Source organism: Streptomyces sp. TAA040, assembly GCF_000424845.1.
Map to the genome: position 1 here is coordinate 79,971 of NZ_AUKR01000011.1, position 26,790 is coordinate 106,760.

General features: G+C 70.8%; 14 protein-coding genes, 1 tRNA gene and 4 pseudogenes. 11 read left to right on the forward strand and 8 right to left on the reverse strand.

Annotated elements, in window-relative coordinates:
* Window positions 1-6: 6 nt before the first annotated feature.
* Window positions 7-432 (reverse strand): hypothetical protein, encoded by a 426-nt coding sequence (locus tag H300_RS0111510; protein ID WP_028427547.1) that lies wholly within the window; start codon window positions 430-432, stop codon window positions 7-9.
* A gap of 153 nt (window positions 433-585) precedes the next feature.
* On the opposite strand from H300_RS0111510, the gene H300_RS0111515 reads away from it, so the two are divergent.
* The 9 genes and pseudogenes from H300_RS0111515 to H300_RS30100 form a co-directional block, all read left to right on the forward strand.
* Complete coding sequence (locus H300_RS0111515) at window positions 586-1,686, forward strand: transcriptional regulator (RefSeq protein WP_028427548.1); 1,101 nt, start codon at window positions 586-588, stop codon at window positions 1,684-1,686.
* Between the two features lie 13 nt (window positions 1,687-1,699).
* Complete coding sequence (locus H300_RS0111520; RefSeq protein ID WP_028427549.1) at window positions 1,700-2,368, forward strand: YdcF family protein; 669 nt, start codon at window positions 1,700-1,702, stop codon at window positions 2,366-2,368.
* Window positions 2,310-2,828, forward strand: a complete 519-nt coding sequence (locus tag H300_RS30090) for a WbqC family protein (RefSeq protein WP_486583703.1) — start codon at window positions 2,310-2,312, stop codon at window positions 2,826-2,828. Before H300_RS0111520 ends, H300_RS30090 begins: the two co-directional genes overlap by 59 nt.
* Before the next feature lie 275 nt (window positions 2,829-3,103).
* Window positions 3,104-3,964, forward strand: a complete 861-nt coding sequence (locus H300_RS0111530) for a hypothetical protein (protein ID WP_051269958.1) — start codon at window positions 3,104-3,106, stop codon at window positions 3,962-3,964.
* 2 nt (window positions 3,965-3,966) lie between these two features.
* Window positions 3,967-7,089: a caspase family protein gene (locus tag H300_RS0111535; RefSeq protein ID WP_028427551.1), complete on the forward strand. Its 3,123-nt coding sequence runs from the start codon at window positions 3,967-3,969 to the stop codon at window positions 7,087-7,089.
* Between the two features lie 60 nt (window positions 7,090-7,149).
* Window positions 7,150-12,201 carry a hypothetical protein gene (locus H300_RS26385; protein ID WP_037980018.1) on the forward strand — a complete coding sequence of 1,684 codons (5,052 nt, stop codon included), beginning with the start codon at window positions 7,150-7,152 and terminating at the stop codon, window positions 12,199-12,201.
* A gap of 82 nt (window positions 12,202-12,283) precedes the next feature.
* A complete protein-coding gene (locus H300_RS32350) occupies window positions 12,284-12,562 on the forward strand; it encodes an SAM-dependent methyltransferase (protein WP_051269959.1) in 279 nt (92 codons plus the stop codon).
* A 36-nt stretch (window positions 12,563-12,598) separates the two neighbouring features.
* On the forward strand, window positions 12,599-12,763 hold the full coding sequence (locus H300_RS32355) for a hypothetical protein (RefSeq protein ID WP_486583704.1): 165 nt from the start codon (window positions 12,599-12,601) through the stop codon (window positions 12,761-12,763).
* A 397-nt stretch (window positions 12,764-13,160) separates the two neighbouring features.
* Window positions 13,161-13,577 (forward strand): annotated as a pseudogene (locus H300_RS30100) (tyrosine-type recombinase/integrase); the annotation flags it as partial.
* A gap of 65 nt (window positions 13,578-13,642) precedes the next feature.
* Here H300_RS30100 and H300_RS26395 read toward each other — a convergent pair.
* Window positions 13,643-14,137 (reverse strand): annotated as a pseudogene (locus tag H300_RS26395) (IS66 family transposase zinc-finger binding domain-containing protein); the annotation flags it as partial.
* Window positions 14,130-14,372: pseudogene (locus tag H300_RS32360) on the reverse strand (DUF6444 domain-containing protein); the annotation flags it as partial. The pseudogenes H300_RS32360 and H300_RS26395, both read right to left, overlap by 8 nt.
* On the opposite strand from H300_RS32360, the pseudogene H300_RS26400 reads away from it, so the two are divergent.
* Window positions 14,308-15,171, forward strand: a pseudogene (locus H300_RS26400) (tyrosine-type recombinase/integrase); the annotation flags it as partial. The pseudogenes H300_RS32360 and H300_RS26400 sit on opposite strands and share 65 nt — an antisense overlap.
* A gap of 46 nt (window positions 15,172-15,217) precedes the next feature.
* Here H300_RS26400 and H300_RS0111555 read toward each other — a convergent pair.
* From H300_RS0111555 to H300_RS0111565, 3 genes are all read right to left on the reverse strand, one after another.
* Window positions 15,218-15,291 (reverse strand) — tRNA-Thr (locus H300_RS0111555).
* A gap of 177 nt (window positions 15,292-15,468) precedes the next feature.
* The gene (locus tag H300_RS0111560; RefSeq protein ID WP_028427552.1) at window positions 15,469-17,055 is read right to left on the reverse strand and encodes an alpha/beta hydrolase; all 1,587 of its coding nucleotides are present in this window, start codon (window positions 17,053-17,055) and stop codon (window positions 15,469-15,471) included.
* 249 nt (window positions 17,056-17,304) lie between these two features.
* A complete protein-coding gene (locus H300_RS0111565; RefSeq protein WP_028427553.1) occupies window positions 17,305-18,510 on the reverse strand; it encodes a DNA polymerase III subunit delta' in 1,206 nt (401 codons plus the stop codon).
* Between the two features lie 349 nt (window positions 18,511-18,859).
* Between H300_RS0111565 and H300_RS0111570 the strand changes: the two genes are divergently transcribed.
* Window positions 18,860-20,173 (forward strand): hypothetical protein, encoded by a 1,314-nt coding sequence (locus H300_RS0111570; protein ID WP_028427554.1) that lies wholly within the window; start codon window positions 18,860-18,862, stop codon window positions 20,171-20,173.
* A 41-nt stretch (window positions 20,174-20,214) separates the two neighbouring features.
* Here H300_RS0111570 and tmk read toward each other — a convergent pair whose 3' ends face one another.
* Together tmk and topA are read right to left on the reverse strand one after the other, a co-directional pair.
* Window positions 20,215-23,484 carry a dTMP kinase gene (tmk, locus tag H300_RS0111575; protein WP_028427555.1) on the reverse strand — a complete coding sequence of 1,090 codons (3,270 nt, stop codon included), beginning with the start codon at window positions 23,482-23,484 and terminating at the stop codon, window positions 20,215-20,217.
* A 205-nt stretch (window positions 23,485-23,689) separates the two neighbouring features.
* A complete protein-coding gene (gene topA, locus H300_RS0111580; RefSeq protein ID WP_037980021.1) occupies window positions 23,690-26,581 on the reverse strand; it encodes a type I DNA topoisomerase in 2,892 nt (963 codons plus the stop codon).
* Window positions 26,582-26,790 lie beyond the last annotated feature (209 nt).

Genomic DNA, 26,790 nt, shown 5'->3' on the forward strand with positions numbered 1-26,790 from the left:
TGGTCCTCACGAATCGGCGTCCACGACACGGGTGGTGCCGGAGCGTGTGCGGTGGACGGGGGCACGTCGAGAGACGGTTGAGGGTTTGGGGCGCGGGCACCGGACCAGCAGCAGCCGGGCACCGGCCGATTCGATCTGTCGCCCGCGTTCGGCCGCTATGGTCTTCGGGCCCAGGTGGGACATGGCGGGGGCGACGACGCCGTAGGCGTCCGGCAGCGCGAGCACGTCAAGGAGACCGGTGAATGCCGCCGAGGAGGACCCGGCAGCGACACGGTCGGTGAAGAGGCCGGACAGTTGCAGCTCGTGGCTGCGGCAGTACTCGGCCAGCGAGGCGACCAGCGCGTCCTGCCGTGCTCGGGGCACGCGTACCAGCCGCAGGAAACCGTAGACGACCGGGCCGCTGACCAGGCGATGTTCCGTGAGGGGTTCCATGCTCGGGACCATCCAATGGCTCGACACGTGGTGACACTTCGAGCATGTCGGCGGACCACCTCGTTGCAAATCACCGCCTGTTCTACTTCCGTTCCACTTCCGTCCCGCCGCGTCGTCGCGTCTGCTTCGATGGCTGGTGGAAGGGAGTGACGCGTGGCGACCGTGCACCACTGGACCGGGCTTGAGGCCAAGGCATTGCGGCTCGCCCTGCGGCTGAGCGTGCGGGCCTACGCCGAGCGTCTGGGCCTGGCGGTCGCGACCGTGTCCAAGTGGGAGAGCAAGCTCGCCGCCACCGAGCCGAGACCCGATACCCAGGCCATCCTCGACACCGCCCTCGGACGAGCGGACGCCGGGGTTCACCTGCGCTTCGAGACGCTCCTGTCGGAAATGGCCGGCAGCGTCGCGACCATCGGCAGACGTGTCGCCTCGTCCGGCCCCAGAGCGTGGGAGTACGAGTCATGGGCCGATGACCTCGACCGGGTCGTGGTCTCCCTGTTCCGGCAGAACTTCGCCTTCGCCGACAGCCTTCTCACTCGGTGGCTGTGCCGATTCAAGGCCCATGAACTGGGAGAGAAGGGCCTGTACCTCTTTGCCCGCTCCACGGCCTTACTTGGTGACCTCAAACGCGACCAAGGCGTTGTCCTGGGCCCGCTCTCGGCCCAGCATTCCTACGCCGGTGCCCGGACGGTCTTCACCCAGCTCGACATCCCTCGACGCGTCGCCCAGCTCGATCTGTCGCTCGCAGTCGTCACCGAGATGTCCGGCAAGCTGGAAGTCGCCGCCCGCAACTACGAGAGTCTCGCCGTCGACGACCGGCTCTCTCGCCGCGACCGGGCTCGCGCAAGGCTGTGGGTGGGGACGGCGCTGAGCAAGGACGGCAAGCACGACTACGCGACCCGCGTCATGCAGGCAGCGACCCGCGAGTTCGAGGACCTCACCGAACCGGACGACTGGTCGGTGGCCCACCAGAAGCTCGCTCTGGCCCGCCGCGGCGCCGGCGATCTCTCTCAAGCCCTGCACTTCATCGACATCGCTCGAAGCAGCGGAACGACCGACTCACCAATGCAACGCGTACGTCTGGACACCGCTCACGGCCACATCCTGCTCTCCGATACAGCGACCCAGGATGATGGAATCCTCGTCCTCGACCAGGCCGCCAAGGTGGCCGCGCAGTACGGACTCGTGCACCAACTGCGCAGCATCGAGGGCGTCAAGGCCATGAGCGAGGGGCTGACCGGCCCCCGGCAACGGTGACCAGGGAGAACGCGTGCGCAACGACCATCAGGGCATCACCGAGAACCAGTGGCACCAGGCCAAGCTGATCTGGGACTACCACCAGATGCAGCACGAGCTGCGCCCCGTCGACGTGGCAATCGGACTGGGCAGCCACGACCTCGGCGTCGCAACCCGCTCCGCCGAGCTGTACCGCGCCGGGCTGTTCCAGACCCTGGTGTTCACCGGCGGCAACAGCCCCACCACCGCCAAGGTCTTCCCTCGCGGGGAGGCAGTCCACTTCCGTGAGCACGCCATCGACCTCGGTGTCCCCGCCGACGCCATTCTGCTGGAGCCCCACGCGGCAAACACCGGACAGAACATCACGCTCTCCCGTGAGGTCCTCGCCGCCTCCGGCATCCATCCGACGACGGTGCTGCTGGTCTCCAAGCCGTACATGGAACGGCGATCGTTCGCGACTGCCCGCAAGTTGTGGCCCGACATCGAGTTTCTCTGCGCGTCGGAGCCGCTGGAGTTCGACGACTATCTGAAGAGCATCGGGGACGAGAAGCTCGTTCTGGACATGCTCGCCGGCGACCTCCAGCGGGTCATCGAGTATCCGAAGCTCGGATTCGCCATCGAGCAGGAAGTCCCCGAGGACGCACATGCAGCGTACGAATCTCTCATTCGCTCCGGCTTCACCAGCCGCCTCATCTCCTCGTGAGCAGCCTGCTCCCGGCGGACTGTGCGCGATCCACCAGCCCAATCTGTTCCCGAGGCTGACGACGCTGGCCAAGCTGTTCGCGGCGGACTACTGGATCGTCCTGGACGATGTGCAGTTCACCCGCCGCGACTACCAGCACCGAGCGCGCCTCGCCGCCATCGACGAACCAGACCGCAAGCAGTGGCTCTCCATCCCCACCCACCTCCCGAGCGGGCGATCCATCCTCATCCGAGACGCGCTGATTGACGACGTCGAACTCGCCTGCCGAAGAACCGCTGGAATACTGCGGCAGACCTTCGGAACCAGCCCGCACTGGCTCTCCCTCGCCCAGGCCCTGAACCCGGTGTTGGATTCCTTCGCCACAGGGCGGACCGCGGCGATCGCGGAGACCTTCACCCGCGTGCTGCTCGACCTGCTCGGCTGGCGTGGCCGGATCCTCAGCCCCGATCCACCGGCTTGATTCTGGAGTGATCATTTCGGGGGTTTCGGGGCTGAGTCGCCGCGAACGCCTCCGGCCGGTACAGGTCGTCTGCCGCACGGGCCACACCGGGCATCCGACGCGTGGTGCGGTCGGCGGTGGCGGTCGATGCTGACGGATCCGGGCAAGCGGCCGACGGGCCGTCGGGTTCTGCGGCATGATGAGACCGGATGTTCCGAGCCCGGTCCTCAGACATTCGGGTCCGCGGGGTCCAGCCCGTCACGGGTCGGCGGGAACAGGGGGCGCACATGTCGCGAGTGGTAGTTTGCCATGGTATCGGCTATCAGTACAAGCACCGCGAGACCTGGCTGGCCGAGTGGTATGACGCCCTGCGGGTCGGCCTGACAGACGCGGCGTTGCCGGTGCCTGAGGCTGGGGACGTCTCCGCCGTGTACTACGGCAGCTGCTACCGCGCCCGGGGCGGGAAGGGCAACGTGGACGACGAGCTGGCTGACATCCCGCCGCTGCGGATCGGGGACCTGAACGATCCACTGGAACTGGAGCTCTTGGAGGCGTTCGCCGAGGGCACCGAGGTGCCGGCGGCGGGCGGCAAGGGGCTCGGGCAGATGGCACTGCGCCGACTTGAGCGGAGCGAGCGGCTCGGGCAGCCTGCGGGTCGCTCTGTCCTGTGGATGATCCGCCAGGTGCGCCGCTACCTGGACGCGAACGACACCGTGCGGGCCTGCGCGCAGCAGCGGTTCGAGCGGGTGGTGACCCCGGAGACCCGGGTGGTCATCGGCCATTCGCTCGGCTCGGTAGTCGGCTACGAGGCGCTCCGCGCCCGCCCGGAGTGGAACGTCCACACCTTCGTCAGCGTCGGCTCGCCCCTGGGTATCCGGGCGGTGTACGACCCGCTGCTGCCGTCCTCTCCCGCCGCGGGTGACGGGTTCCCGTCGGTGTCCCGCTGGGTCAACGTGGCGGCCAAGGACGACCCCATCGCACTGGTGAAGCACCTAAGCCCGGTGTTCGGCGAGGAGGTGGAGGACCGGCCCGTCGTCAACCTCCCCTGGTACAACGGCCGGAAGTACGCCTTCGGGAGCCACTCGGTCCTGCACTACCTCACCACCGCGGAGGTGGCCGAAGCGGTGGCGGGCGCGCTCCGCGCCGAGGAGCGGTAACGGTGGCGCCGCACCCGGCGACCCGGGCGGCGGGCCCGGTCCGGGTGGCGCTCGTCTGCGGAGCCAGTGACTTTGGGGAGGGCCTCGAGCCGCTGCCCCAGGTGCACGACGAGCTGCGGATGATGCGGGCCGTCCTGGCGGAGGCCGGGTACGCGATCCATCCCGAGCCGCGGATCAACCCGACCGCTGAAGAGGTGGCCCGCGGCCTGGAGCAGGCGCTGGACGGTGTCGACGGGGTGCCGCCTGACGTTCTGCTCTTCTACTACTCCGGCCACGGGGTCGCGTACGGAGACGGCGATGCCCTGCTCGCCACGCACCGCAACGCCCGGACCGAGCGGGCGTCCATGCTGGACATGGGCAAGCTGATGTCGTTGATCGTCCCGGACGCCCGCACCCCGCGGCCGTCCGAGGTGGTAATCCTGCTCGACGCCTGCCAGTCAGGGCTCATGCTGCACCAGTTGGAGCGGGCCGCGACCGACCAGCGGAGCAAGGGGGTGCCGCTCCCGCTGCTTGGCATGATCAGTTCCACCGACCGGGTCACCGACGCGCAGCAGCTCCATTTCGCTGACTCCTTCGCGGCGGCCGTGCGCGGTACACGGGCGGACGAGGACTCCGAGTACCTCGACTTCGGAGCGGTCTTCGAGCAGCTGAAGGCCAGGATGCAGGCGGGAGCCGAGGACTCCAGCGCTCCCCAGCTGCCGGACAACGTACCGCCCAAGGAGCCGATCCGGGCCTTCCCTAACCCTCAATACCAGGCCCGTTCGGTACGGCGGCCCCCGGAGGCGAACGACTGGAGCGGCTGGGCCTTCTGCGGCCGTGCCGAGGCCGTGCGGAAGGTGGTTCACCACTTGGCCGTCGGCCTGTCGGCCGAGGCTGTGGAAGGCGCCGCGGACGCGGACGCCGATGAACCGCTGGTGGTCGTCGGGGGGGCCGGCTCGGGCAAGTCGGTCCTGCTGGACTGGGTGCATGCCTCGTCCCGGCGGCAGCCGCTGCCGGCCGGACCCGGGGCGCCCGGCCCAGTGCCAGAGGGTTGCGTCGACCTGCTGCTGGACGTGCGCGGCCGGTCGATGTCCTTCGTGGTCTCGAAGATGGCCAACCACTACGAGACCGGCACCGCCCCGGACGACCCGGCGGCGCTGGTACAGGCCCTCGGTGGCCGAGGGCTGCGGCTGGTCTTCGACTCGGCGGACGCTTGCACCGAGCCGGAGGCGCTGTACGGCGCGCTGTTGGCGCCGCTCGCCACTCAGCCGCAGACCCGGGTGGTGCTGGCGACCCGCGAGGTCCAGGCCGGCTTCGAAGGGCCCCTGATAGACCTCGACGTACCAAACCGGCACCGCGCCACCGAGATCGCCGCACTGGTCGGGCACGTGCTCCGCAACCGCAGGGGCACCACCTGGGCTGACGCGGACCCCCGGTGGATCGACGACATCGCCCGGGACACAGCCGAGGCCGCGGACCGGTCCTGGCTCCGTGCCTATCTCTTCGCGGTCGACATGAGCGACCACGACCCCAGGACGGCGCGGGTGCAGGCCGAGCGGTCCAACGCCGATCTTTTCCTGGACCGGCTCAGCCGACTCAGCCGCAGGCTGGACGACGACGATCCGCTGTGGGCGCGGGACCTGCTGAGGCCGGTGGCCCTGGCGCAGGGGGCCGGTCTGCCGCCGGACGGGAGGCTATGGGCCGCAGTGGTACGGGCGGCCGGACGGGCGGACACGGACCCCGCGGATATAGACCGTGTGTGCAGAGAGGCGAGGGACTACCTTGATGCCCCAGAGGACGGTATGAACAGTCACGGGTGGAGGTTCACACACCCTCCGATGGCTGGCTACCTGACGGGTCCGGCCGATGAGCGCGCTGGCCATGAGTGGTTCGTGGTTGCTATGACCGAACAACTGCCCGTGCTGTCGAGCGGACAGCGGGACTGGTCGAGCGCCGACCGGTACACCCGGGACCATTTCCCCCACCACGCCCGGCTCGCCGGGCTGCTGGACGAGTACCTGGACGACCCCGAGTTCCTGCTGGCGATGAACGGCGAGTCCCTGTACCGGGCCCTCGGCCTAGCACAGAGGACCACGGACGATCGGGCCGCCCGGGTACGGTCGTTGTGCCACCGGCTACTGGGCGCGCAGCGGCTGTCCGACGGGCACACGCTCCCCCGAATGGCCCTGCATGCCCAGGTGCGAGGGCTCGACGAGCTCGCCCGACGGGCCAGTGCCCACGCGGCGGGCTGGCAGGCCGCGGTGGTGGACTACCGCCGTCCGATCCAGGACCGTTACACGGAGGTCCGGGATGCCCGGATCGCCGCGGTGCACTGCCTGCCCGACGGCGGAGAACTGGTCCTGACCGGATGCGGGCGGATCTTCCTGCGGCCGGGAGGAGCGGACGACACCTCCTGGCAGTCGTTCAGAGAGGTGGCGCACCCGCCGCGGATTACCGCCTCCTCGGTGATTGACCTGGGTGGGCGGTTCGCCCTGTTCGCGGGCGAGATCGGCGGGCTGGCCTGGATCCGGCGCCTCGACGACGGCCTGGAGCAGAAGATCGTGCCGCTGGACCTGGCCTGCCAGCTGGTCACCTGTGCCCAGGTGGGGGACACCCTGCTCATCGCCGGGACCGAGGGGTGGCAGTGGCGCAGCGGCAGGAAGACTGGGGGACTCGTTGAGAAGCCGGGACTGCGGTTGGGCGGCGTCACCGCCGCAAGGCACCGGGGGGAGGTCAGGGTGGCCGGGCGTACGGCGTCGCAGGTCGCCGTCTGGCGCGGCGACGGGGAGCCGCTGGATACTTTCACCCCGCCCCAGGTCCGAGGACTCGTCGAGATCATCTCATCTGATCAGGGCATCTGGACCGGGGCCGGCGACGGCTCGGTCTGGTGGACGCCCTGGGACAGCCGGGAGCACAGGCCGATCGTCCAGCACAGCAGCGGGATCAGCGAGTTGCGGCTGTGCACCGTCGGGGGCGAGCCGGTCCTAGTCAGCGCGGACGGGCACGGAGACATCCGGCTGACGCCGCCGACTGGAGGTAGGTCCCGTCGGTTCGATATCGGGCTCGACGTGCATGCGCTGGACCTGCACCGCGATGGCGCGATCGTCGTGGGCACCAGTGAGGGCCTGGTCCGCATCGAGACTTGAGTCCTGACCCGGGTTCAGCTTCCGCCACACGTGAGTACGAGAGAGTCGAGGAGTCCGCGCGTGAACCACGAGGACCGGATGCCGCCCGTTGCCGGCCGAACGGGATCGCTCGCCTACGAACTGGCCATGACGATTCACGCGCTGGCTCAGGACCTAGTGACCGAGCCAGTAGATCTGGCCCGCGTGGAGTCGCGGCTGCGGCTGGTCATCGGCCTCGGTCACCGGACCCTGGACAATAGAATCCCTCTCCCCCGGCGGCCGTTCGACTACTCGGGGGATGCCATACCTGATGCCATACCCCTCGGGCCGGGCGCCCTGCTGCTGGAATACCTATCGCCGGGCGTCACCGGCCTGGGCGACCTGCTGGCCGAGCTCGATAGCGACCTAGTGGTCGAGCTGGACCAACTGGTGACCAGGGCGGACTCTCTGCCGGTGGGCCAGGAGGCACCGACCTGGGGCAGGACGGTGGACGCAGTACCCGTACTGCTGGCACCGGTGCACGACTGGCATGTCATCGCGGGCGCGGACATCGCGTTCGATCCCCGTCCGGTCGCGGCGGGACCTGGTGGCGCCCGCGGCACCGTCCAGGCGACCTGGTCCCCCTTGCCTGACACTTCCGCGATTGAACAAGGGTTGCTCTCCGCAAGGCAGTTTGTGGTGTCCGCAAGGCAGTTTGTGGTGTCCGCAGGACGGATCCGTCCCACCGATGTCCGCACCCGGGTCGACGTGCGGTGCGTGCTCAATCCCTCCCTGGTCACCGTGGACTCCTGTGCCCCGGCTGTCGCGCTCTGCTGGATCGCTGCTGAGGGCGGTCTGCCGGACCCCGGGCAGCTCGGTGTGCTCACCCTGGCAAACGTCTCGGAGGAGGGCCTGTGGCTACCGCCGTCCGAAACCGAGAGGGCACTGGCAGGGGCCGCCGAGACGGGATTCGACGTGCTCTGGCGAGATGTGGACGGCTGGCGGATGCGCCGGGCCGGCACCGTCGAGGCCGATCCAGACCCGACGCTGCTGGGAGCGGCCCGGCTGCTGTGGGGCGAGAGCTGGCACGAGGCCGTGCGCCGCTGGGCACGCCAAACTCTGGACGCCCACGAGTGGCGGATCCTCCACTCGAACGGCGTGGCTGGCGCCGACCTGGACTGGTCCGGTGCGCAGGACCGGCACATGGTCGACTTTAAACGGTCGTCCTTCCTGTTCCGCCAGTTCTATCAGCGGCCGCTGTCCCGGGTGATTCAGTCGGGGGTCCGCAACAGCGGGAAGACGGTCTGCGCCCAGCAGGTGGTGCGGAAGGTGGAGGCCGCCGGCTGGCAGACGGTGGTGCTGTCCCCCAGCAACCGCCAGGCACCCCCAGACGGCGGACTGCTCGCCGTGGTCCGGGCCGCACTCACCGCCACCGCCGTCGACAAGGCCCGCCGCAAGGTGCTGGTGGTGCTGGAGGACCTGCACGCCTTGGAGGATGGCAACGTCGGCGAGGCGCTGGAGTCCCTGGGCGAACTCAAGGTGGGTGTGCTCGCATTGACCCGCTTCGTCGACGGGGCCGCCAATCACTGGGACAACAGCGGGGTGACCGCCTATGTCACGGTGGTCCTGCCGGAGCAAGTCCCTGACCTGGCTCACGCCATGCTCGGGCGCAACCCTGCGGCGTACGTGGTGAAGTCCGAGGATACGGCGGCGGTCGAGCTGGCCGCCGAAGCCTGCCAGGGTGACCTCCGTGTTTTGGCCGACCTGCTGCGGGAGGGAGGCACCGGCCGGACCGTTGCGGCGAAGGGGGGCTCGGGTACGGAGCTGTTGCTGGCCCGGGCACAGGAGGTCTGGGACGCCCTTACCATTGAAGTCCGATCCGAGCTGTCTCTGCTGGCCGCCGTGTCGTGGTTGGACGAGGGGGTTCCGTCCGCGTATGTGGCGGCTGTCCCGGAGGAAGTCCGACGGGCGCTGGATGTCAACCTCCGCCAGGGGGACGCGTGGATTCCCAGCACGGTGCAGGCCGAGGCAGTGCTCGCCTGCGCGAGCTTCAAGGAGACGACCGCCCGCGACGCTTTGCCCGACCTTCTGGAGGCGTACGCGGTCGCCCTCCTCATGGAGGACGATAACGAGCGGGTGCGTTCCCTGCTGCGCAGCTGCGCCGCCTACGCGCCGGAGCAGCTTGCGGCGCTCCTGGACCGCGGAGAGGTCCGTGTTGCGATCACCGACTGGTCGGCCCGCGCACACCCGCGAACCGCCCTTTCCCTGCTGCGGTTGTGCCAGCGCCACAGCGAGTCGCACTGGATCGCCGCCGCGCTTCCGCCCGTGCTCAGGCGCATCCCAAAGACCTCAGACCTGGCGGTGCGCGACCTCACCGTCGTACTCACCGCACTGTGGGACCACGAGCAGCGGCTGTCGCAGGATGCCGTGGCAGACCTGGTCGCCTGGGCCGGGGAGCCAGACGGTGGTTTGGACGCCGTCCTCGCCCGCTCCTCCAGCCTCCAGGACCGCCAGCGCATGGTCAGTGCCCTGCTCAGGCTGGCCGGTGAGGGCACCACACCCACTGCCAGGGTCTGCGAGTGGTTGGAGAAGCGGGCCGAGGACCTGGTCCGCGACGCCGACCCGCACCGCCACCGAGACCTCATCGCCATCCGACGCATGGACGAGGTCATCTTCAACCGGGCGGTGGAGGCCCGGAAGGACGACCCGCGCGCGGTGCTGCGGCCGCTGCTCCGGCCGGCGCAGGTCCTGCTGAACCGGCGCCCCACCCGGAGCACACCCTTGGCCGCCATCCTGTCCTGGCTGTCACTGCGGCTGCACTTTGACGGTAGCCGGGACTGGGACACGGACATCGAGCAGTACCGGGCGCAGCTCCAGGCCGCGCTGGCGTACTCGGACGCCACCCAGATTAGCCAGGCCCTCAAGGACCTGGCGCGGAACAACCGCGGACTCAGCAACCGGCTACTCAACCACCTGAAGTTCGGCCGCACCCTGGTCCCCGTGGTGAAGGCGGCGACGCCGGCGGATGCCTCCATCCTCATCTCGACTGTGCGCAACATCCACGCCGGTAGCCTGCGTACCCTGCTCTACCAGGAGAACCACGAGGGCAAACTGGTCGCCGACGCCGGCCTGGCCCGCGAATTGGCCAAGACGGCCGACGACCTCCGCGACGCCCGCGGCGCAGGCATGCTGCTCAAGAGCGTCGCCGATGTCGACGACCTGTACTGCGACACCGAGGAGCGGTTCAGCTACCGGCTGGCCTGCGAGCTGGGCCGAGAGTTCACCGAAATGGCGATGAGGCGGGAGCGCCGGCCCGCGATCGTCTACTACCTGCTGCGCGGACTATGGGAGGCTGGGGCGGACTACCGGGAGGACATGGAACAGACGGCGCTGGACCTCGTCGTCTCCAGCATTCACGCACAGCGCGGTTCGGCCCGGCCCTGGGGCCCGCGCCTGGCCATGCTGCTGATTCAGGACGACTACTTCGGCCAGCGGTTCCTGCGGTCCCTGGAGCAGCGGCTGGACCGCAGGTTGCTGCTCAACCGGATGCTCCGGGTCGACCTTGCCCCGGAGAGCATGGTGCAGACCCACCGGCTGGGGCTAGCGGTGTTCCCGGACATCGGGAGGGACTTCGCCAGAAAGCTGCGCCCGGACCGGGCGGTGCGCAGGGAGTTCCTCAGCACCGCGAGCCATGCGGCGCAGAAGCTGCAGGTGCTGGCGAATACGCTGCGGGCAAGCGGGCAGCCCGCGCCGACCGCCCTGGTCCTGCAGCACTTCAAGGAGCAGAACCCGCGGTGGGACTGGGCGGAGCGGCTAAGGGCGGACCGCCGAGTCGGGGCCTTCACCACCGCCCTCGGCCAGCTGCGGAAGATGGACCCGAGCAGCGCGGCGACGGCGGTGCAGAGCCTGAGCCAGCCGCACGCTGGCCTGGACCTGTCCCACCTGCGGGAACTCGTCGTCCGCAGCGTGGTCCGTCCCTCGCTCACCGCCGAGCTGCTGAGCGAGCTGGAGCGCTGCCTGCCCGGACTCGGCAAAAAGGAGCTCGAGGCGCTGCGGAGCAGCAACCGGGGCCGCTGGCGCACGCTCGTCGAGGAGCTTAAGTTCGAGCAGGATCCGGTGACCCAAGGCGTGGTGGGTCGTCAGCTGGCTCGTCTCGGCGTGACCAACAGGACCGAGGAGAGCGACTGGATGCGGCTCCTGGTCACCGGCCGGTGGGAATCGACCATGCACCTGCTGGCCAGCCCGCGGGCGGTGACCGAGATGCTGAACCTCGCTCATACCTGGGAGCCGCAGTGGGGCGAGCAGCTGGCCGCAAGCGTCAACACAGCCCGCCTGCTCAGCAGGCTGCGACTCAACCTCCGGGCGGACCTGCAACTGACACCACGTCTGCTCCAGGCGCTGTCGTTGACCGGCCGCCGCGACGCCTACGATGCCATCGTCGACCATCTGCTCACGCTGCCGGCCGACGCTTTGGTGCACGCGGTGGGGCCGCACCAGGCCAGCCTGCTGCTGAAGGTGGTTGGCCAGGCACACGGCTCCGTCGACTCCCTGGCTGAGGCTCTGGGACGGCTCGTCGGACGGATCGCGGCCCGCCCGTTGGCGGTGGACGCCGAAGCGCATTGGAAGGGCATCGGCTGGGCGGCCCAAGCGGTCACCGAGTGCGCTCGCCCGGCCCTCCTACCGCCCGCCGTCCCCGCGCTGGAACCCAACACCGCGGCCGACCCCGCCGCCATCGCGTGGGCCGCCGTGTGGGTGCCGCGCTCGGAGTGGTCCACCGCCGTGGTTGAGCGGGCGGTGCATGCGTACGACGTGAGCGGCAGCACCCAGCAGTGGCACGCCCAGGACACCTGCATGGCCCTCATTGCCGCCGCGCGGGCGGGCCTGCTGCCGGCGGATAGTCCGCTCGCGGACCACTGGCGTACGGCCGACGAGGCGAACCCCGCATTGCTCACTCTGCTATGCCGGGAGGCAGACACCTCCCCTGCCATCGCTAACTACCTGGCCGCCCCGGAGGTTTCCCGGCGAATGCGGGAGGCGCTCACGGTGCCCGATCTCTCCCTGCACCTCTGCCACCGTGAACTGGACTCAGCCGTGCGGCGCCTCTGTCCCGAACCCCCAGCCCCCGCTCCGAGCCCGGGCGACCTCGGCCTGTGACTCCCCGTCCTGGGACGGCGGCCGGACCGTGAACCGTACCTCCACCGGAGACTTCCGGCCGCGGTGGAGGTACGGTCGTGTCGTGGGTGCGACTGGCCGGCCGGCTGACCAACCGTGCTGCCTACGGTACGAGTACGATTTCGGTACCTCTGACGACGTCGGGTTCCGCAAGCGGGTCCGGTCGGACATCCCGCACTCGCCGCGGGTGTGGAACGCCTCGTTCGGCGGAAGGGAAAACTACGTCGCCGACCGGGAACTGGCGGAAGCGGTTGCCTCGACCTACCCGCAGATTGTCGACATAGCCAAGGCCTCACGCCCCTTCCAGGCCCGAGCGGTCCGCTACCTGACCGGGCTCGGGTAGGCCAGTTCCTGGACGTGGGCACCGGACTGTCGGCACTTGAACCACCTCGGGCCCAAGCCCAGGGAACTCCTCGGCGTCGGCGTCGACGAGCTGGGCGACCGTTTGGGACAGCAGGGCACGGACCTCGACGACTGCAAACGCCTGGCCGACTGCCTGGCGCCGGTGCCTGTCAAGTCAAATGAAACGAATGTTTTGCTATGAGATCTGTTGTTCTTTTTGGTGTCGCTTGGTGGGGTCGTTGATCCATGCCTGGTGGGGGATGGATGGTGGGATGGGGCGGTGGTTGAACTGGGCAGACCAGCGGATACCACACGTCCATCATCGGTCAGATCGTCAGCCAGGCCCCGAAACCCCCGAAATGATCACTCCGGAATCAAGCCGGTGGATCGGGGCTCAGCGTCGGCCGGTCCACGGTCTACGAACTGATGGCGGAAGGCGCCTTGAAGTCCACGTAGGTCCGCGGTTCTCTGCGCATCCGCCGCAGCGACCTCGAACGCTACGTCGCCAATCTGACGCTCGTGACCCGCTGAACACCACCACTCATCTGCAAGGGGCGGCCCCGCTGGGGGCCGCCCCTTGCGCATGGAGGAACCTGCACGTGAGCCCACGCAAGGCCAACATGGAATCGAGCATCTACCTCGGGGCGGACGGCTGGTGGCACGGCCGCGTCACGATGGGCATCAAAGAGGACGGAAGTCCGGACCGTCGTCACCGTCGTGCCGGCTCAGAACCCGAAATCCGGCGCAAGGTGCGCGCCTTGGAGAAGCAGCGCGACGCCGGTCACGCGCCCAAGGCCGGCCGCGCGGCCACTGTCGAGCAGTGGATGACGACGTACCTCACGGACATCGCCAGCCTCAAATTGCGACCCCGCTCTCTGGACGACTACTGGTCGAAAACGCGGAACGACATCGTCCCGGGCATCGGCCAGCACCGGCTCGACAAGCTCGCTCCCGAACACCTGGAGCGGATGTACCGCAGAATGCTCGACGCCGGCCGCGCCCCCTCCCACATCCTCAGCTTCCCCGCGACCCGGACCCCGGACTCGTCCGCATGCGCGACTGGCTCGGTGGCCAGGTGGTCCTTGACGTGGGCCTCGAAGGATTCGAGCCCGTCGTGGGCGCGAGCCAGGACGGACAAGACGGTGCCGGTGGAGATCGGCAGGCTGAACAGGCAGTCCATGGCCTCGGCGAGGCGTTTGGCCGGCAGGTGCTGATAGGCCGGCAGGTAGACGATCGCGGCTCGGACGCCGGGTCCGTACACGGCGGCCGCCGTGATCAGGTCCGGAGCCGTCGCCGTGGTGGTGTACCCGCATCCGCACACCGCCCGGTTCAGCCGGTGCTCGATCACCTGAGGGCGGATCTCGGGCAGATCGAAGACCTGCCGGGCCCGGAAGCCCGAACCCGACGCGTCGGACAGACCGCCCCCACAGCCGCCGCACGCGGCGGGATGATGATCGACTATCACGTCCGGGTCGGTGACCTGCTCCAGTCGGCCACCGGGATCGCCCTTGGCCCGGCCGGCGCCCCGACGCCTTGCGCAGCGACTTCGGTGTGGGCCTCTTGCCCAGCCCGTCACTGGACGGCGGCTTGGAGGAGTTGCGCGAATCAGCAGCCAGCCGCCGCTTCAACTCCGCGATCTCGGCGTCCTGCTCAACGATCCGAGCTTCAAGTCGCTCAATCGTCGCGGCCTGCGCGGCTATCACCAGCCTCAATTCCACGTCACCGCAGGTCACCGGCGGCCGTAAACAGTTACACCCCTTCACCCAGGAAGAGGCAAAAGCCTTTCTCGAAGCCGCCCTGCGACGGCCCACCTTCGTCCGCTGGGTGATCGGAGTCGGGATGGGCTTCCGGCAAGGCGAATCGCTCGGACTGCGCTGGTCCTACGTGGACCTGGACAACGGCCTCTTCCACCCGGAGTGGCAGCTCCAGCGCCTCACCTGGCGCCACGGCTGCACGGACCCGCATGCATGCGGCGAACGTCTGCACCGTTTTGAACCCTGCCTCACCGACTGCACCCAGCACGCAGGGTACAAGCGGGGCTGCCCGAGACCCTGCCCGAGGGGCTGCACCCGCCACGCGAGCGTCTGCCCGGATCGCAAGGGCGGCGGGCTGGTATTCACCCGTCCCAAGACCAAGAAGAGCCGGAACGCCGTGCCCATCCCCCCGGCCTTCCTTCCGCTGTTGAGCGACCTCAAGGCGGAGCAGGGAGCCCAGCGGGAAGCCGCGGAAGACCTGTGGGAAGAGCACGACGTGGTGTTCGCCCGACCCGACGGCCGTCCCATCGACCCACGACACGACTGGGAGGAGTTCAAGGAGCTGCTCACCGAGGCCGGGATCGACTACCGCCGTCTCTACGACGGCAGCCGCCACACCGCCGGCACGATCCTCAACGAGCTGGGCGTCGACATGCCCACCATCATGGAGATCTTGCGGCACACCCAGATCAGCCAGACTCGCCGCTACGTCAAGGGGCGGTCCCACCTCTCGAAGGAGGCCATGCGCCGCATGGGAGACGCCTTCCGCCCGCGCCCGCAGGCCCCGACTGAGACCGCAACTGAGACCGCCGACTCCCGCACCGCCCGCGCACGACGCCATCGGCGTATCCGCTGACGACGAAACCCCAGGTCACACGAGATGTGACCTGGGGTTTCAGGTGAGCCGCCTAGGGGAGTCGAACCCCTGACCTACGCATTACGAGTGCGTCGCTCTGGCCGACTGAGCTAAGGCGGCACGTGCACGGCGGCAGCCTGACCGGCAGCCGCAGCGCGGACAAGTCTACACAGTTTCGGCGGGTACTCCGCACGCCCGGGCCGGGGCTCCCCGGCTGGACGGCGACCGGCGCGACGAGTCGGGCGCGACCGAGCCGAGGAGGGCCGGGGGCCGCGGAGGCGGGGGCGCCGGGCGGGGTCAGGAGGCGGAGCAGCGCTTGCCGTCCTCGGGGGGCTCGCCGGACAGGAGGTAGGTGTTCACGGCATCGTCGACGCAGGCGTCGCCGCGGAGGTAGGCCGTGTGGCCGTCGCCCTCGTAGGTGAGCAGCGAGGCGGTGTCGAGCTGCTCGGCGAGCCCCTGGGACCAGACGTACGGGGTGGCCGGGTCGCGGGTGGTGCCGATGACGAGGATCGGGTCGGCGTCCTCCGCCTCGGTGCGGGCGGCCTCACCGGTCGCCTCGACCGGCCAGGTGGAGCAGCTCAGGGAGGCGTAGGCGAAGCCGCGGCCGAAGACCCGGGAGGCCTTCTCGAAGGACGGGACGGCCTCCTGCGCCTCGTCCGGACCGCTGAAGGCGGCCGGCTGGTCGAGGCAGTTGATCGCGGCGTTGGCGTACATGATGTTGCTGTAACTGCCGTCGGGGTCCCGCTGGTAGTAGTCCGACGCCATGGAAAGCAGCGTGGAGCCGTCGCCGTCCATGGCCTCGGTCAGGCCGTCGCGCAGCAGGGACCAGCTCCCCTCGGCGTACATGGCGTTGATCACACCGGTGGTGGCCAGCGCCTCGTTCAGTGGGCGCTCCTCACCGGTCTCCACGGGCTCCTCGTCGAGTTGCTCGAAGAAGGCGATCAGCCGGTCGGCGGCGTCCGCGGCGCCCTCGGTGCCCAGCGGGCAGCTGCTGCGGGCGGTGCAGTCCTCGGCGAAGGCGGTGAAGGCGGTCTCGAAACCGGCCGTCTGGTCGCGGTTGATCTGCTCGGAGGAGAGCGAGGGGTCGAGCGCGCCGTCCAGGACGAGCCGCCCGGAGCGGGAGGGGTAGAGCGCGGCGTAGGTGGCGCCGAGAAAGGTGCCGTAGGAGAACCCGACGTAGTCGAGCTTGTCGTCCCCGAGGACCTCGCGCAGGACGTCCATGTCCCGTGCGGCCTCGACCGTGGAGACGTGGCCGAGCAGTTCGCCGGACCGCTCCTGGCACCCTTGGGCGAACTCCTTGTTGGAGGAGACGAGTTCCCGCACCTCTCCCTGGCTGTCCGGGGTGATGTCGACCTGTGTGTACGCGTCCATCTCGCTGTCGGTGAGGCACTCGACGGGCTCGCTCCCGGCGACGCCGCGCGGGTCCATGCCGACGATGTCGTAGCGTGCGCGGACCTCTTCGGGAAAGCTGATGCCTGCGGCCATCTGCACGAACTCTACCGCGGAGCTTCCGGGGCCGCCGGGGTTGACCATCAGCGAGCCGATGCGCTCGCCGGGTTCCTCGGCCCGTTTGCGGACGACCTCGAGTTCCAGGTCCTGTTCCGGGTCCGGCTCCTCGTAGTCGAGCGGGGCCCGGAGGGTGGCGCACTGGAAGCCGGGAACGCCGCAGTCCCGCCAGCGCAGTTCCTGCTCGTAGTACCGGTTCAGCTCCTCGGGCACCTCGGTGGGGAGGGCCTGGAGCGCCTCGTCGGTGCCGCGTCCGGGCGACGCGCTCGGCGCGGTGCCGCCGTCCCCGTCGGAGCCCCCGGACGTGCAGCCGGCGACGAGCAGCACCGCCGCTCCGAGGAAGACGCCTGAGGTGCGGAACAGCCGCCGGGTGTCCATCGTGGGGGCCTCACTGCCGGGTCGGTACGAGCGGGTCGGTGCCGATGCACGGATGCGCCGGTGCGGGGACGTCGCGCCCGCGGGAGGCGTACGGCCGTCGCGACAGTGCACGAGGATGCAAACGGTCAGTGCAGCGTATAGCGGGCACCCTGCGCGGGGGGCGGGAACCCGCCCGGGTGTCGCCGGCGGAGGAGCGACGGCAGCAGGGCGAGCAGGTGGGACGGAGGGGCGACCGACGGGTGGCGGGCCTCAGCCGGCGCGGAGGGACATCGTCATGGCCTCCACTGCCAGCAGCGGGGCGACGTTGCGGTCGAGGGCGCGTCGGCAGTCGAGGATGGACTCCATTCGCCGCAGGGTCTGCTCCGGACGGGTCTGGTCGGCGAGCCGGGCGACGGCCGCCTCGCCGCCGCCTCCGGTGCCCACCTGGGTGCCCAACTGGCGGGCCAGCACGTCGCGGTAGAAGGCGGTCAGCTCGGTGAGGGCCAGATCGAGCGAGTCCCGCTGGGTACGGGTGGAGCGGCGCTTCTGCCGGTCCTCCAGCTCCTTCATGGCTCCCGCCGTTCCGCGCGGCATCCGCTTGCCCTGGGTCCCGCCGAGGGCGGTGCGCAGTTCGTCCGTCTCCTTGACGTCCAGCTCCTCGGCGACCTGCTTGGCGTCCTCGGCTGCGGCGTCGATGAGTTCCTGGGCGGCCTTGAGGCACCCCCCGACGCTGTCCACCCGCAGCGGCAGTGTGAGTACGGCCGTGCGCCGGGCGCGGGCGCGCTCGTCGGTGGCGAGTCTGCGGGCCCGTCCGATGTGGCCCTGGGTGGCCCGGGCGCATTCCCTGGCGAGGTCGGGGGCGACACCGTCCCTGCGCGTCAGAATGTCGGCCACCGCCCCCACCGGCGGGGTGCGGAGCGAGAGGTGGCGGCAGCGGGACCGGACCGTAGGCAGCACGTCCTCGGTGGAGGGCGCGCAGAGCAGCCAGACGGTACGCGGGGCGGGCTCCTCGATCGCCTTGAGCAGGACGTTGCCGGCGCCCTCGGTGAGCCGGTCGGCGTCCTCCAGCACGATGGACTGCCACCGGCCGGCGGACGGCGAGAGCTGGGCCCGGCGGACCTGGTCCCGGGTCTCCTTGACGCCGATGGAGAGCAGGTCCGTCCTGATGACCTCGACGTCGGCGTGGGTGCCGATCAGGGCGGTGTGGCAGCCGTCGCAGAAGCCGCAGCCGGGCGCGGCGCCCAACGCGCGGTCGGGGCTGACGCACTGGAGGGCGGCGGCGAAGGCACGGGCGGCGGTGGACCGGCCGGACCCGGGCGGCCCGGTGAAGAGCCAGGCGTGGGTCATGGCAGAGCCGGTGGTCTGCGGGGGCAGCCCTGCGGCGGCAGCCGTCACGTAGGCGTCCGCATCCCGGGCGGCCGCGGTGAGCTGCGCCGCCACCTGGTCCTGTCCGACCAGGTCGTCCCACACCGCCATGGTTGTCCTCTCACTGTCCACCCGTGCCGGGCGTCGACCGCCCCACCGTACGGGCTCGTGTCATACCGCTCCATTGTCCGCGACGGCAGTGACACTCCGGTCCGGCACTCCGATCCGCACCCCGGACACGGGGGCGGGTACGGGCACGGGGGCGGGTACGGGCACGGAGGTGAGAGGCAGCCGCGTCGGGCGGCCGGTGCTTGGTCCGTTCGTGGGGTCGCGGGCCACGGGGTGCGCGCGTCGGGACCGGCGCCTGTTCGTCATATGTCACGTTCATCGCAAAGCGGGCCGCCCCGGCGGCCTCCCCCGACACCGGGCTCGCCCGCCCGGGACCAGCGAAAGGCCGGCCATGAACGTCGACCCCATGCGTCGCCTCTGCGGGCTGGTGTCCGTCGCCGTGCTCGCCGGCGCCGGCACGCTCGGCAGCGCGGCACCCGCCCAGGCGGTGCCCGGCAGCGCGACCGCGACCGGGCTCACCGCCCGGCTGACCACGGGCGGCGAGCACATTCGGGTGACCGCCGCCGAGGCCCGGCACCCCGGCAGCACCACGAAGGTCGGAGTGCCGTCCGCCCGGCTCGGCGACGCGGGCAGGGCGGCGGGACTGCGGGCAGACGCCTCCGGCGCCGACCCGCTCGGCACCACCCGCTCGGCCGCTTCGCTCGACCTCCTCGACCTCGACTCCGGTGTCTCCCGGCTGCGCACCGAAGCGGTGCGCGCCTCCTGCGAGGCCGAGCCGGGAAAGCGGCCTACGGCATCCGTGAAGATCACCGAGGGCACCTTCACCGTGGCCGGACTGCCCACCGTGAAACTGGCGTCCGAGCCCGCACCCGACACCCTCGTCCCGCTGCCCGGCGGACTCGGCACCGTCTTCCTCAACGAGCAGCACGAGGACGAGAACGGCTCACTCACGGTGAACGCACTCCGGCTGGAGCTGGCAGAGGAGCCGGGCGGGGCAGGAAGCGGCACGGTGACCGGCGGCACGGGACCGCGCCACCGGGGCACCGCCCCGTGGACCGGCGGCCTGACGGTCGCTTCGGTGCACTGTGACGCGGGCGAGGTGGACGAGGCAACCGTGGAGGCCACCGTCCGCGACGCCACCTCGGACGAGCCGCTGAGCGAGGTGTTCCTGGAGGCGACCCGCCTGGACACGGCGCCGGCAGACGCACCGCAGGACCCGAAGCCGGACGTGGCGAAGAGCGCAGAGGGCGCCAAGGACGCGGAGGGCACCGCGGGTTCGAAGGACGCCAGGGAAACGGAGGACGCGGAGGTCACGACGGCGGGTGCGGTGTCCTCGGAGGGGACGGAGGATGCCTCCGGAGCCGGCAGGGAGAAGCCCGGGGACGGGGAACCGGGGCAGCAGAAGGCCACCACCGGGCCGACCGGAGGTCGGCAGGCCGGGGCCAAGGCGGCGTTCACCGGTCTGCTGGCGACCGACTGCGCCACCGGTCCCTCCGGCGCCTGCACTCTCGAATCCCTCGACCCCGGGCGGTACCGGATCTGCGTCACGGTCGTCCCGACGGAGCACCGGCTGCCTGCGGAGCCGTGCCGGGAGGTGACGGTCGCAGCCGGGGAGAGCGCGAAGGTCGGACCGTTCCACATCCCGCGCTCCGACACCGGCCGCGGGGGCCGGGACGGGGAGGAGACGGAGCGCCGGACCGCGTAGGGGGACGCCGGGCCGGCATCACGGGCCGGGCGCCGGTGGCCTCAGCGCCGCCGGCGGCGGTCGTCGTCCTCCGGGTCGGAGCCGCCGAGCAGTTCGTCGGCCAGGGTGGGAAGGTCGTCCATCGGGGTCTCCTCGGCCCAGTCCGAGCGGCGACGCGGCCGCCCGCCGGAGTCGAGCTGCGGCATCTCCGCCGTACGGTCCGGACGGTCACCCCGGCCGGTGCGCGCGTCCCGCTCGTCGTTCCGAGGCACCTGCGGGAGCACCGAGGTCTCCTCCTCGCCTCGGGCTGCGTCCTCGCGGGGGGCGCCCTGCTCGCGTCCGCGCCCTCGCGGGCCGTCCTCCGTCGCCCGGGGGAGCACCGAGGTCTCCGCCGGGCCTCCGGGCTCCTCCGCACGGTCGGCCCCGGCTGTGCGACCGGAGCGGTCGGAACCGTCCGGGCCGACCGCCTGTATGACCGCGGTCTCTTCCTCCGTCCGGGTCGGCTGCTGAACCTGGGGAACCTGGAGGGTGTCCTCCTCGACTCCCTTGCGGGCGCGGGGACGCTGCTCGCCCTCGCCCGAGCCGGGCTCCGAAGCGCCCTCCGCAGCGGGCCCCGCGACGGCCCCCTTCGCGGTGCCTGAACCGGTGTCCGAACCGGCTTCGGCCCCGTTTCCGTTTCCGCCGTCCGTGCCCGAGGTACGGGCCGTGTGGTCGGCCTCGGCCGCTGCCGCCGCCTCGGCCCGGGCCTGCTCGGAACGCAGCAGCGCCTCCTCGGCACGCCGCTGCTTCTCCAGCCGGCGCGCCTCGGCCTCGGCACGCAGCCGGGCCTCCTCGGCCGCCTGCCTGCGCAGGCGCTCCTGCTCCGCCTCGCGGGCTGCCTCCTCGGCCTCCCGGCGGTGGCGCTCCTCCTCGGCCTGCCGGGCCGCCTCCTCCGCCCGCCGGCGGGTCTCCTCCGCGAGCCGGGCCTCCGCCTCACGGCGCGCGGCCTCCGCCTCCTGGCGTCGGCGCTCCCCCTCCTCGGCCCGGAGCTTGGCGAGCTGCTCCTGTCGCTCGCGCTCCAGCCGCTCCTCCTCCGCCTTGCGGGCTGCCTCCTCGGCCTCCTTGCGGCGGCGTTCCTCCTCGATACGGCGACGTGCCTCCTCGCGCGCCTGGATCTCCTGCTCGGAGAGCGGGAGATCCTGGTCGAGCCGGTGCCGCACGACGGTGGTGACGGCGTCCGCCTCCTGGCCGGCGTCCACCACGAGGTAACGGGCCGGATCGGCGGCGGCGAGCGCCAGGAAGCCGGCGCGCACCCGCTTGTGGAAGTCGGCGGACTCCGACTCCAGCCGGTCGGGTGCCTCGGTGAAACGTTCCCTGGCGGTCTCCGGGGTGACGTCCAGCAGCACCGTGAGGTGCGGGACGAGGCCGTGGGTGGCCCAGCGGGAGATGCGGGCGATCTCGGTGGCCGACATCTCCCGGCCCGCGCCCTGGTAGGCGACGGAGGAGTCGACGTAGCGGTCGGAGATGACGATCGCCCCGCGCTCGAGGGCCGGGCGCACCACGGACTCGACGTGCTCCGCCCGGTCTGCCGCGTAGAGCAGGGCCTCGGCACGGTCGGACAGGCCGGTGGAGGAGACGTCGAGGAGGATCGACCGCAGTCGCTTGCCCAGCGGCGTGGCGCCCGGCTCGCGGGTGACGACCACCTCGTGGCCCTTGTTCCGCATCCACTCGGCCAGCGTCTCGACCTGGGTGGACTTCCCGGCGCCGTCGCCGCCCTCCAGCACGATGAAGTAGCCGTCCGCAGCCGGTGCCGTGGCCGGGTCGCCGCCGCGGACGGCGTCCAGCAGGTCGCGGCGGAGGGACGTGCTGCCGCGGTCGTCGCTCCGGACGAGGACCAGCGCGGCGAGCGGCAGCAGGGCTGCGCCGACCAGCATGAGGGTGAAGGCGGCACCGCCCTGGTCGATGACGAAGCTGCCGTTCTCCAGTCGGTGCGCACCGATGAGTGCGGCAGCCGTCGGGGCGAGCACCGCCGTCAGTGCCACTGTCAGACGGACGACGGCGTGCAGGTGTTCGGTGGTCCGCAGCCGCCGGTCCTCCTCGACCTCCTGGTCGAGAAGGACGTGCGCGGTGTGGGCGGCGACGCCGGCCGCGACGCCGGTGAGCAGCGCCAGCAGCAGGACCGTGCTGGTGTCGAAGGCCGGACCGGTCAGCAGCAGGCCGAGGCCGGTGGCGGTGACCGCCAGCGCCAGCAGCCGACGGCGGGAGAGCGCGGGCAGGACCCGGGGGGCCAGCCGGATGCCCGCGGCGGTGCCCCCGGTCAGCGCGAGGACGAACAGCGCGAAGGTGACCGGTCCGCCGCCCAGGTCCATGGCGTGCAGGACCCCGACGGACGCACCGGCCGCGACAGCCGCGGCGACCGCGGCAGCGGTGGCGACCAGCAGGGCGACGGCGCCCGTCCGGCCCTTTTCCGGCGCGGGCCGGCCCTTCTTGGTCCGCGCCGCGCCGCGGGGCCTGCGCAACCCCTCCAGGGGCGAGTGCGGGCGGGGGGCCGGGTCGCCGGGGAGCTGGAGGAAGTACAGCACCGAGATCGAGGCGGCGAAGAGCCCGGCGGCCACGTAGGAGCCGAGCGCGGCCTGGTGCCCGGTGAACCAGACGATGCCGGTGCCGAGGAGGTTGCTGACCAGGGTGACGACGAGCAGCAGCGCGGCCGCCGCCGGGACCGCCAGGAACGCGGTGCGGGCCCAGAGCCGACGCAGCCCCTCCCGGTGGTCGGGCAGCGGCCGGACCGCGGAACCCTCGGGAGGCGGTACAGGCAACAGCGCGGGCGCGGCGCTGTCCTTGGCCACCGTCCAGAAGCGTTCGGCCACGCCGGACACGAAGACGGTGATGAGCAGGAACGCGTAGGCGTTGTCCGGGGTCCAGTTGATCCACAACGGCGCGATGATCAGCAGCGCGACCCGCAGGCCGTCGGCACCGATCATCGTCCAGCGGCGGTCGAGGGCATTGCCGGGTGCGACCAGTGAGGCCAGGGGTCCGAGCAGGACCGCGCCGAACAGCAGCGTGGCGAGCACCCGGGTGGCGAAGACGCAGGCCACGGCCAGCGCTACGCCGCGGTATCCGGCGCCGAACACCGGTTCGCCGCCGGTGAGGGCGACGGCGAGGGTCGCCTGGGTCGCCAGCAGGGTCAGCACCAGCAGGGAGAGTGCGTCACCGATCCCGCTGACGCAGTGGGCACTCCACAGGCGCCGGAGGGGCGCGTACCTCAACAGTGCCCCCACGGCACGCTCACGCGAGTCGGCGGCCAGTGCGTCGGAGGCGGATGGCACAACCGGTTGCTGCTCTGCACGGGTCATATGGGCCAGCGTATAGGGAGGCACCGACTCCCGGTGCCGACGCCCGAACATCTGGCCGGTAACCCTGTTGCGGTCGCGCCTCGGCACCGCTCCCGCGGGGCCTGCGCCGCTCCCGATGGGCACTGCAAGCCCGGCTCGCGGAGGGCAAGCTGAGGGCTGTTCCGCAGTCCCCGACGGGCGCACGGCGGGGATCGCGGGACAGCCCTCAGTCGGTGGTCGCCTCCGCCGCGGCCTTCGCCGTCGCCGTGGACTTCTTGGTGCCGGCGGCCTTCGTGGCCGTGGTCCCCGTCGTCTTCTTCGCCGTCGTCTTCTTCGCCGTCGTCTTCTTCGCCGTCGTCTTCTTCGCCGTCGTCTTCTTCGCTGCGACCTTTTTGGCGGGCGCCTTCTTGGCGGTGCTCTTCTTCGCGGCCGTCTTCTTGGCCGTCTTCTTGGCGGGGCCCTTCGCCCGCTTGTCGGCGAGCAGTTCGAAGGCGCGCTCGGGGGTGATGGACTCCACCTCGTCGTCCCGGCGCAGAGTGGCGTTGGTCTCACCGTCGGTGACGTACGGGCCGAACCTGCCGTCCTTCACCACCACCGGACGGTCGTTGAACGGGTCGGTGCCCAGCTCCTTGAGCGGGGGCTTGGCGGCGGCACGGCCGCGCTGCTTGGGCTGGGCGTAGATGGCCAGCGCCTGTTCGAGCGTGATGCCGAAGATCTGCTCCTCGCTCTCCAGGGAGCGCGAGTCGGTGCCCCGCTTGAGGTACGGGCCGTACCGGCCGTTCTGCGCGGTGATGTCCTCGTTCGACTCCGGATCGGTGCCCACCACGCGCGGCAGCGAGAGCAGCTTCAGCGCCTCCGCCAGCGTCACCGTGTCCAGCGACATCGACTGGAAGAGCGAAGCCGTCCGCGGCTTGACTGCGTTCTTGCCCGTCTTCGGCGTCCCCTCCGGCAGCACCTCGGTGACGTACGGGCCGTAGCGACCGTCCTTGGCAACGATCGGCCGGCCGGTGTCCGGGTCGGTGCCGAGCTCGAAGTCGCCGCTGGGCTTGGCCAGGAGTTCCCCGGCGAGCTGCACAGACAGCTCGTCCGGCGGCAGGTCGTCGGGCACGTCGGCCCGGTGGCCGGTCTCGCCCTCCGGGCCCGGACGCTCGACGTACGGGCCGTAGCGGCCGACCCGCAGCATGATGCCGTCGCCGACCGGGAAGGAGGAGACGCCCTTGGCGTCGATCGCACCGAGGTCGGAGACCAGCTCCTTGAGACCGCCCAGGTGGTCGCCGTCGCCGTTGCCGGCCTCGGCCGCTCCGGTGGCCTCGCCGACTCCGAAGTAGAACCGGCGCAGCCAGGGCACGGACTCCGCGTCGCCGTGGGCGATGCGGTCCAGGTCGTCCTCCATCTGGGCAGTGAAGTCGTAGTCCACCAGCCGCCCGAAGTGCTTCTCCAGCAGGCCGACGACCGCGAAGGAGAGGAAGGACGGGACGAGGGCGGTGCCCTTCTTGAACACGTACCGGCGGTCGAGGATGGTGCTGATGATCGAGGCGTAGGTGGACGGCCGACCGATCTCCCGCTCCTCCAGCTCCTTGACCAGGGTGGCCTCGGTGTAGCGGGCGGGCGGCTTGGTGGCGTGGCCGTCGACGGTCAGCTCCTCGGCGCGCAGCCCGTCGCCCTCGCTCACCTGCGGCAGCCTGCGCTCGCGGTCGTCGAGTTCGGCGTTCGGGTCGTCCGCGCCCTCGACGTAGGCCTTCATGAAGCCGTGGAAGGTGATGATCTTGCCCGAGGCGGAGAACTCGGCGTCCCGCCCGTCGGCGGACCGGCCGGCGACCTTCACCGTCACGGACTGGCCGACGGCGTCCTTCATCTGGGACGCGACCGTCCGCTTCCAGATCAGCTCGTAGAGCTTGAAGCGCTCACCGGTGAGACCGGTCTCCGCCGGGGTGCGGAAACGGTCGCCGGAGGGGCGGATCGCCTCGTGCGCCTCCTGCGCGTTCTTCACCTTGCCGGCGTACGAGCGGGGCTTGTCCGGCAGGTACTCGGCCCCGTAGAGCTGGGTGACCTGAGCGCGTGCCGCGCCGATCGCCGTGTCGGAGAGCGTGGTGGAGTCGGTACGCATGTAGGTGATGAAGCCGTTCTCGTACAGCTTCTGCGCCACCTGCATCGTCACCTTCGCGCCGAAGCCGAGCTTGCGCGACGCCTCCTGCTGGAGGGTGGTGGTGCGGAACGGCGCGTACGGCGAGCGGCGGTACGGCTTGGATTCCACCGAACGCACCGCGAAGTCGGTGTCGGCCAGCGCGGTGGCCAGCGCCCGCGCGTTCTCCTCGTCGAGGTGGAGCACCTGCTCGGAGCGCTCCTTGAGCCGACCGTCCGCACCGAAGTCGCGTCCCTGGGCGATCCGGCGCCCGTCGACGCTGCTCAGCCGGGCGGTCAGGCTGCCCGGGTCCGAGGCGTCGCCGGTCCGGCCGGTCTGGAAGACGCCGGTCAGGTCCCAGTACTCCGCGGAGCGGAACGCCATCCGCTCGCGTTCCCGTTCGACGACCAGCCGCGTCGCCACCGACTGGACCCGGCCCGCCGAGAGCTTCGGCATGACCTTCTTCCACAGTACGGGCGAGACCTCGTAGCCGTAGAGGCGGTCCAGGATGCGCCGGGTCTCCTGGGCGTCGACCAGCTTCTGGTCCAGATCGCGGGTGTTGTTCACGGCGGAGCGGATGGCGTCCTTGGTGATCTCGTTGAAGACCATCCGGCGGACCGGAACCTTCGGCTTGAGCACCTCCCGGAGGTGCCAGGCGATCGCCTCGCCCTCCCGGTCCTCATCGGTGGCGAGGAGGAGTTCGTCCGAATCGGCCAGCAACTCCTTGAGTTTTCTGACCTGATCCCGCTTGTCGCTGTTCACCACGTACAGCGGCTCGAAATCGTGATCCACATTCACGCCGAGACGCGCCCAGGACTCGCCCTTGTATTTGGCGGGGACCTCGGCGGCGCCGTTCGGCAGGTCGCGGATGTGCCCGACGCTCGCCTCGACGACGTAGCCAGGGCCGAGGTAGCCCTTGATCGTCTTCGCCTTGGCGGGCGACTCGACGATCACAAGTCGGCGTCCGCCGTCTGAGGTTTCGCTGGTCGGGGACAACTTCTCGCTCTTCTCCGGTCGACGGTCGGCAGTCTCTGCGCTGCGGTGACGCTGCGGAGTGTGACCGTACCTGCCGGTGCCGTGTCAAACGGCGAAACTCCGCAACGCCACTCGAACGGTAACCCGACAACCGGTATTCCTGCCGCCCGGCGTCGGAGCGCTCCGCTCGGCGGAAGGAATCCGGACACCCCGAGCAGTCGGCGCGGCCA

Bases quoted from the DNA above. Each gene is read 5' to 3' on its own strand.
- H300_RS0111510 (WP_028427547.1), bottom strand. From the start codon at position 432: ATGGAACCCCTCACGGAACATCGCCTGGTCAGCGGCCCGGTCGTCTAC.
- H300_RS30090 (WP_486583703.1), top strand. From the start codon at position 2,310: ATGCAGCGTACGAATCTCTCATTCGCTCCGGCTTCACCAGCCGCCTCA.
- H300_RS0111560 (WP_028427552.1), bottom strand. From the start codon at position 17,055: ATGGACACCCGGCGGCTGTTCCGCACCTCAGGCGTCTTCCTCGGAGCG.
- H300_RS0111565 (WP_028427553.1), bottom strand. From the start codon at position 18,510: ATGGCGGTGTGGGACGACCTGGTCGGACAGGACCAGGTGGCGGCGCAG.
- H300_RS0111570 (WP_028427554.1), top strand. From the start codon at position 18,860: ATGAACGTCGACCCCATGCGTCGCCTCTGCGGGCTGGTGTCCGTCGCC.
- tmk (WP_028427555.1), bottom strand. From the start codon at position 23,484: ATGACCCGTGCAGAGCAGCAACCGGTTGTGCCATCCGCCTCCGACGCA.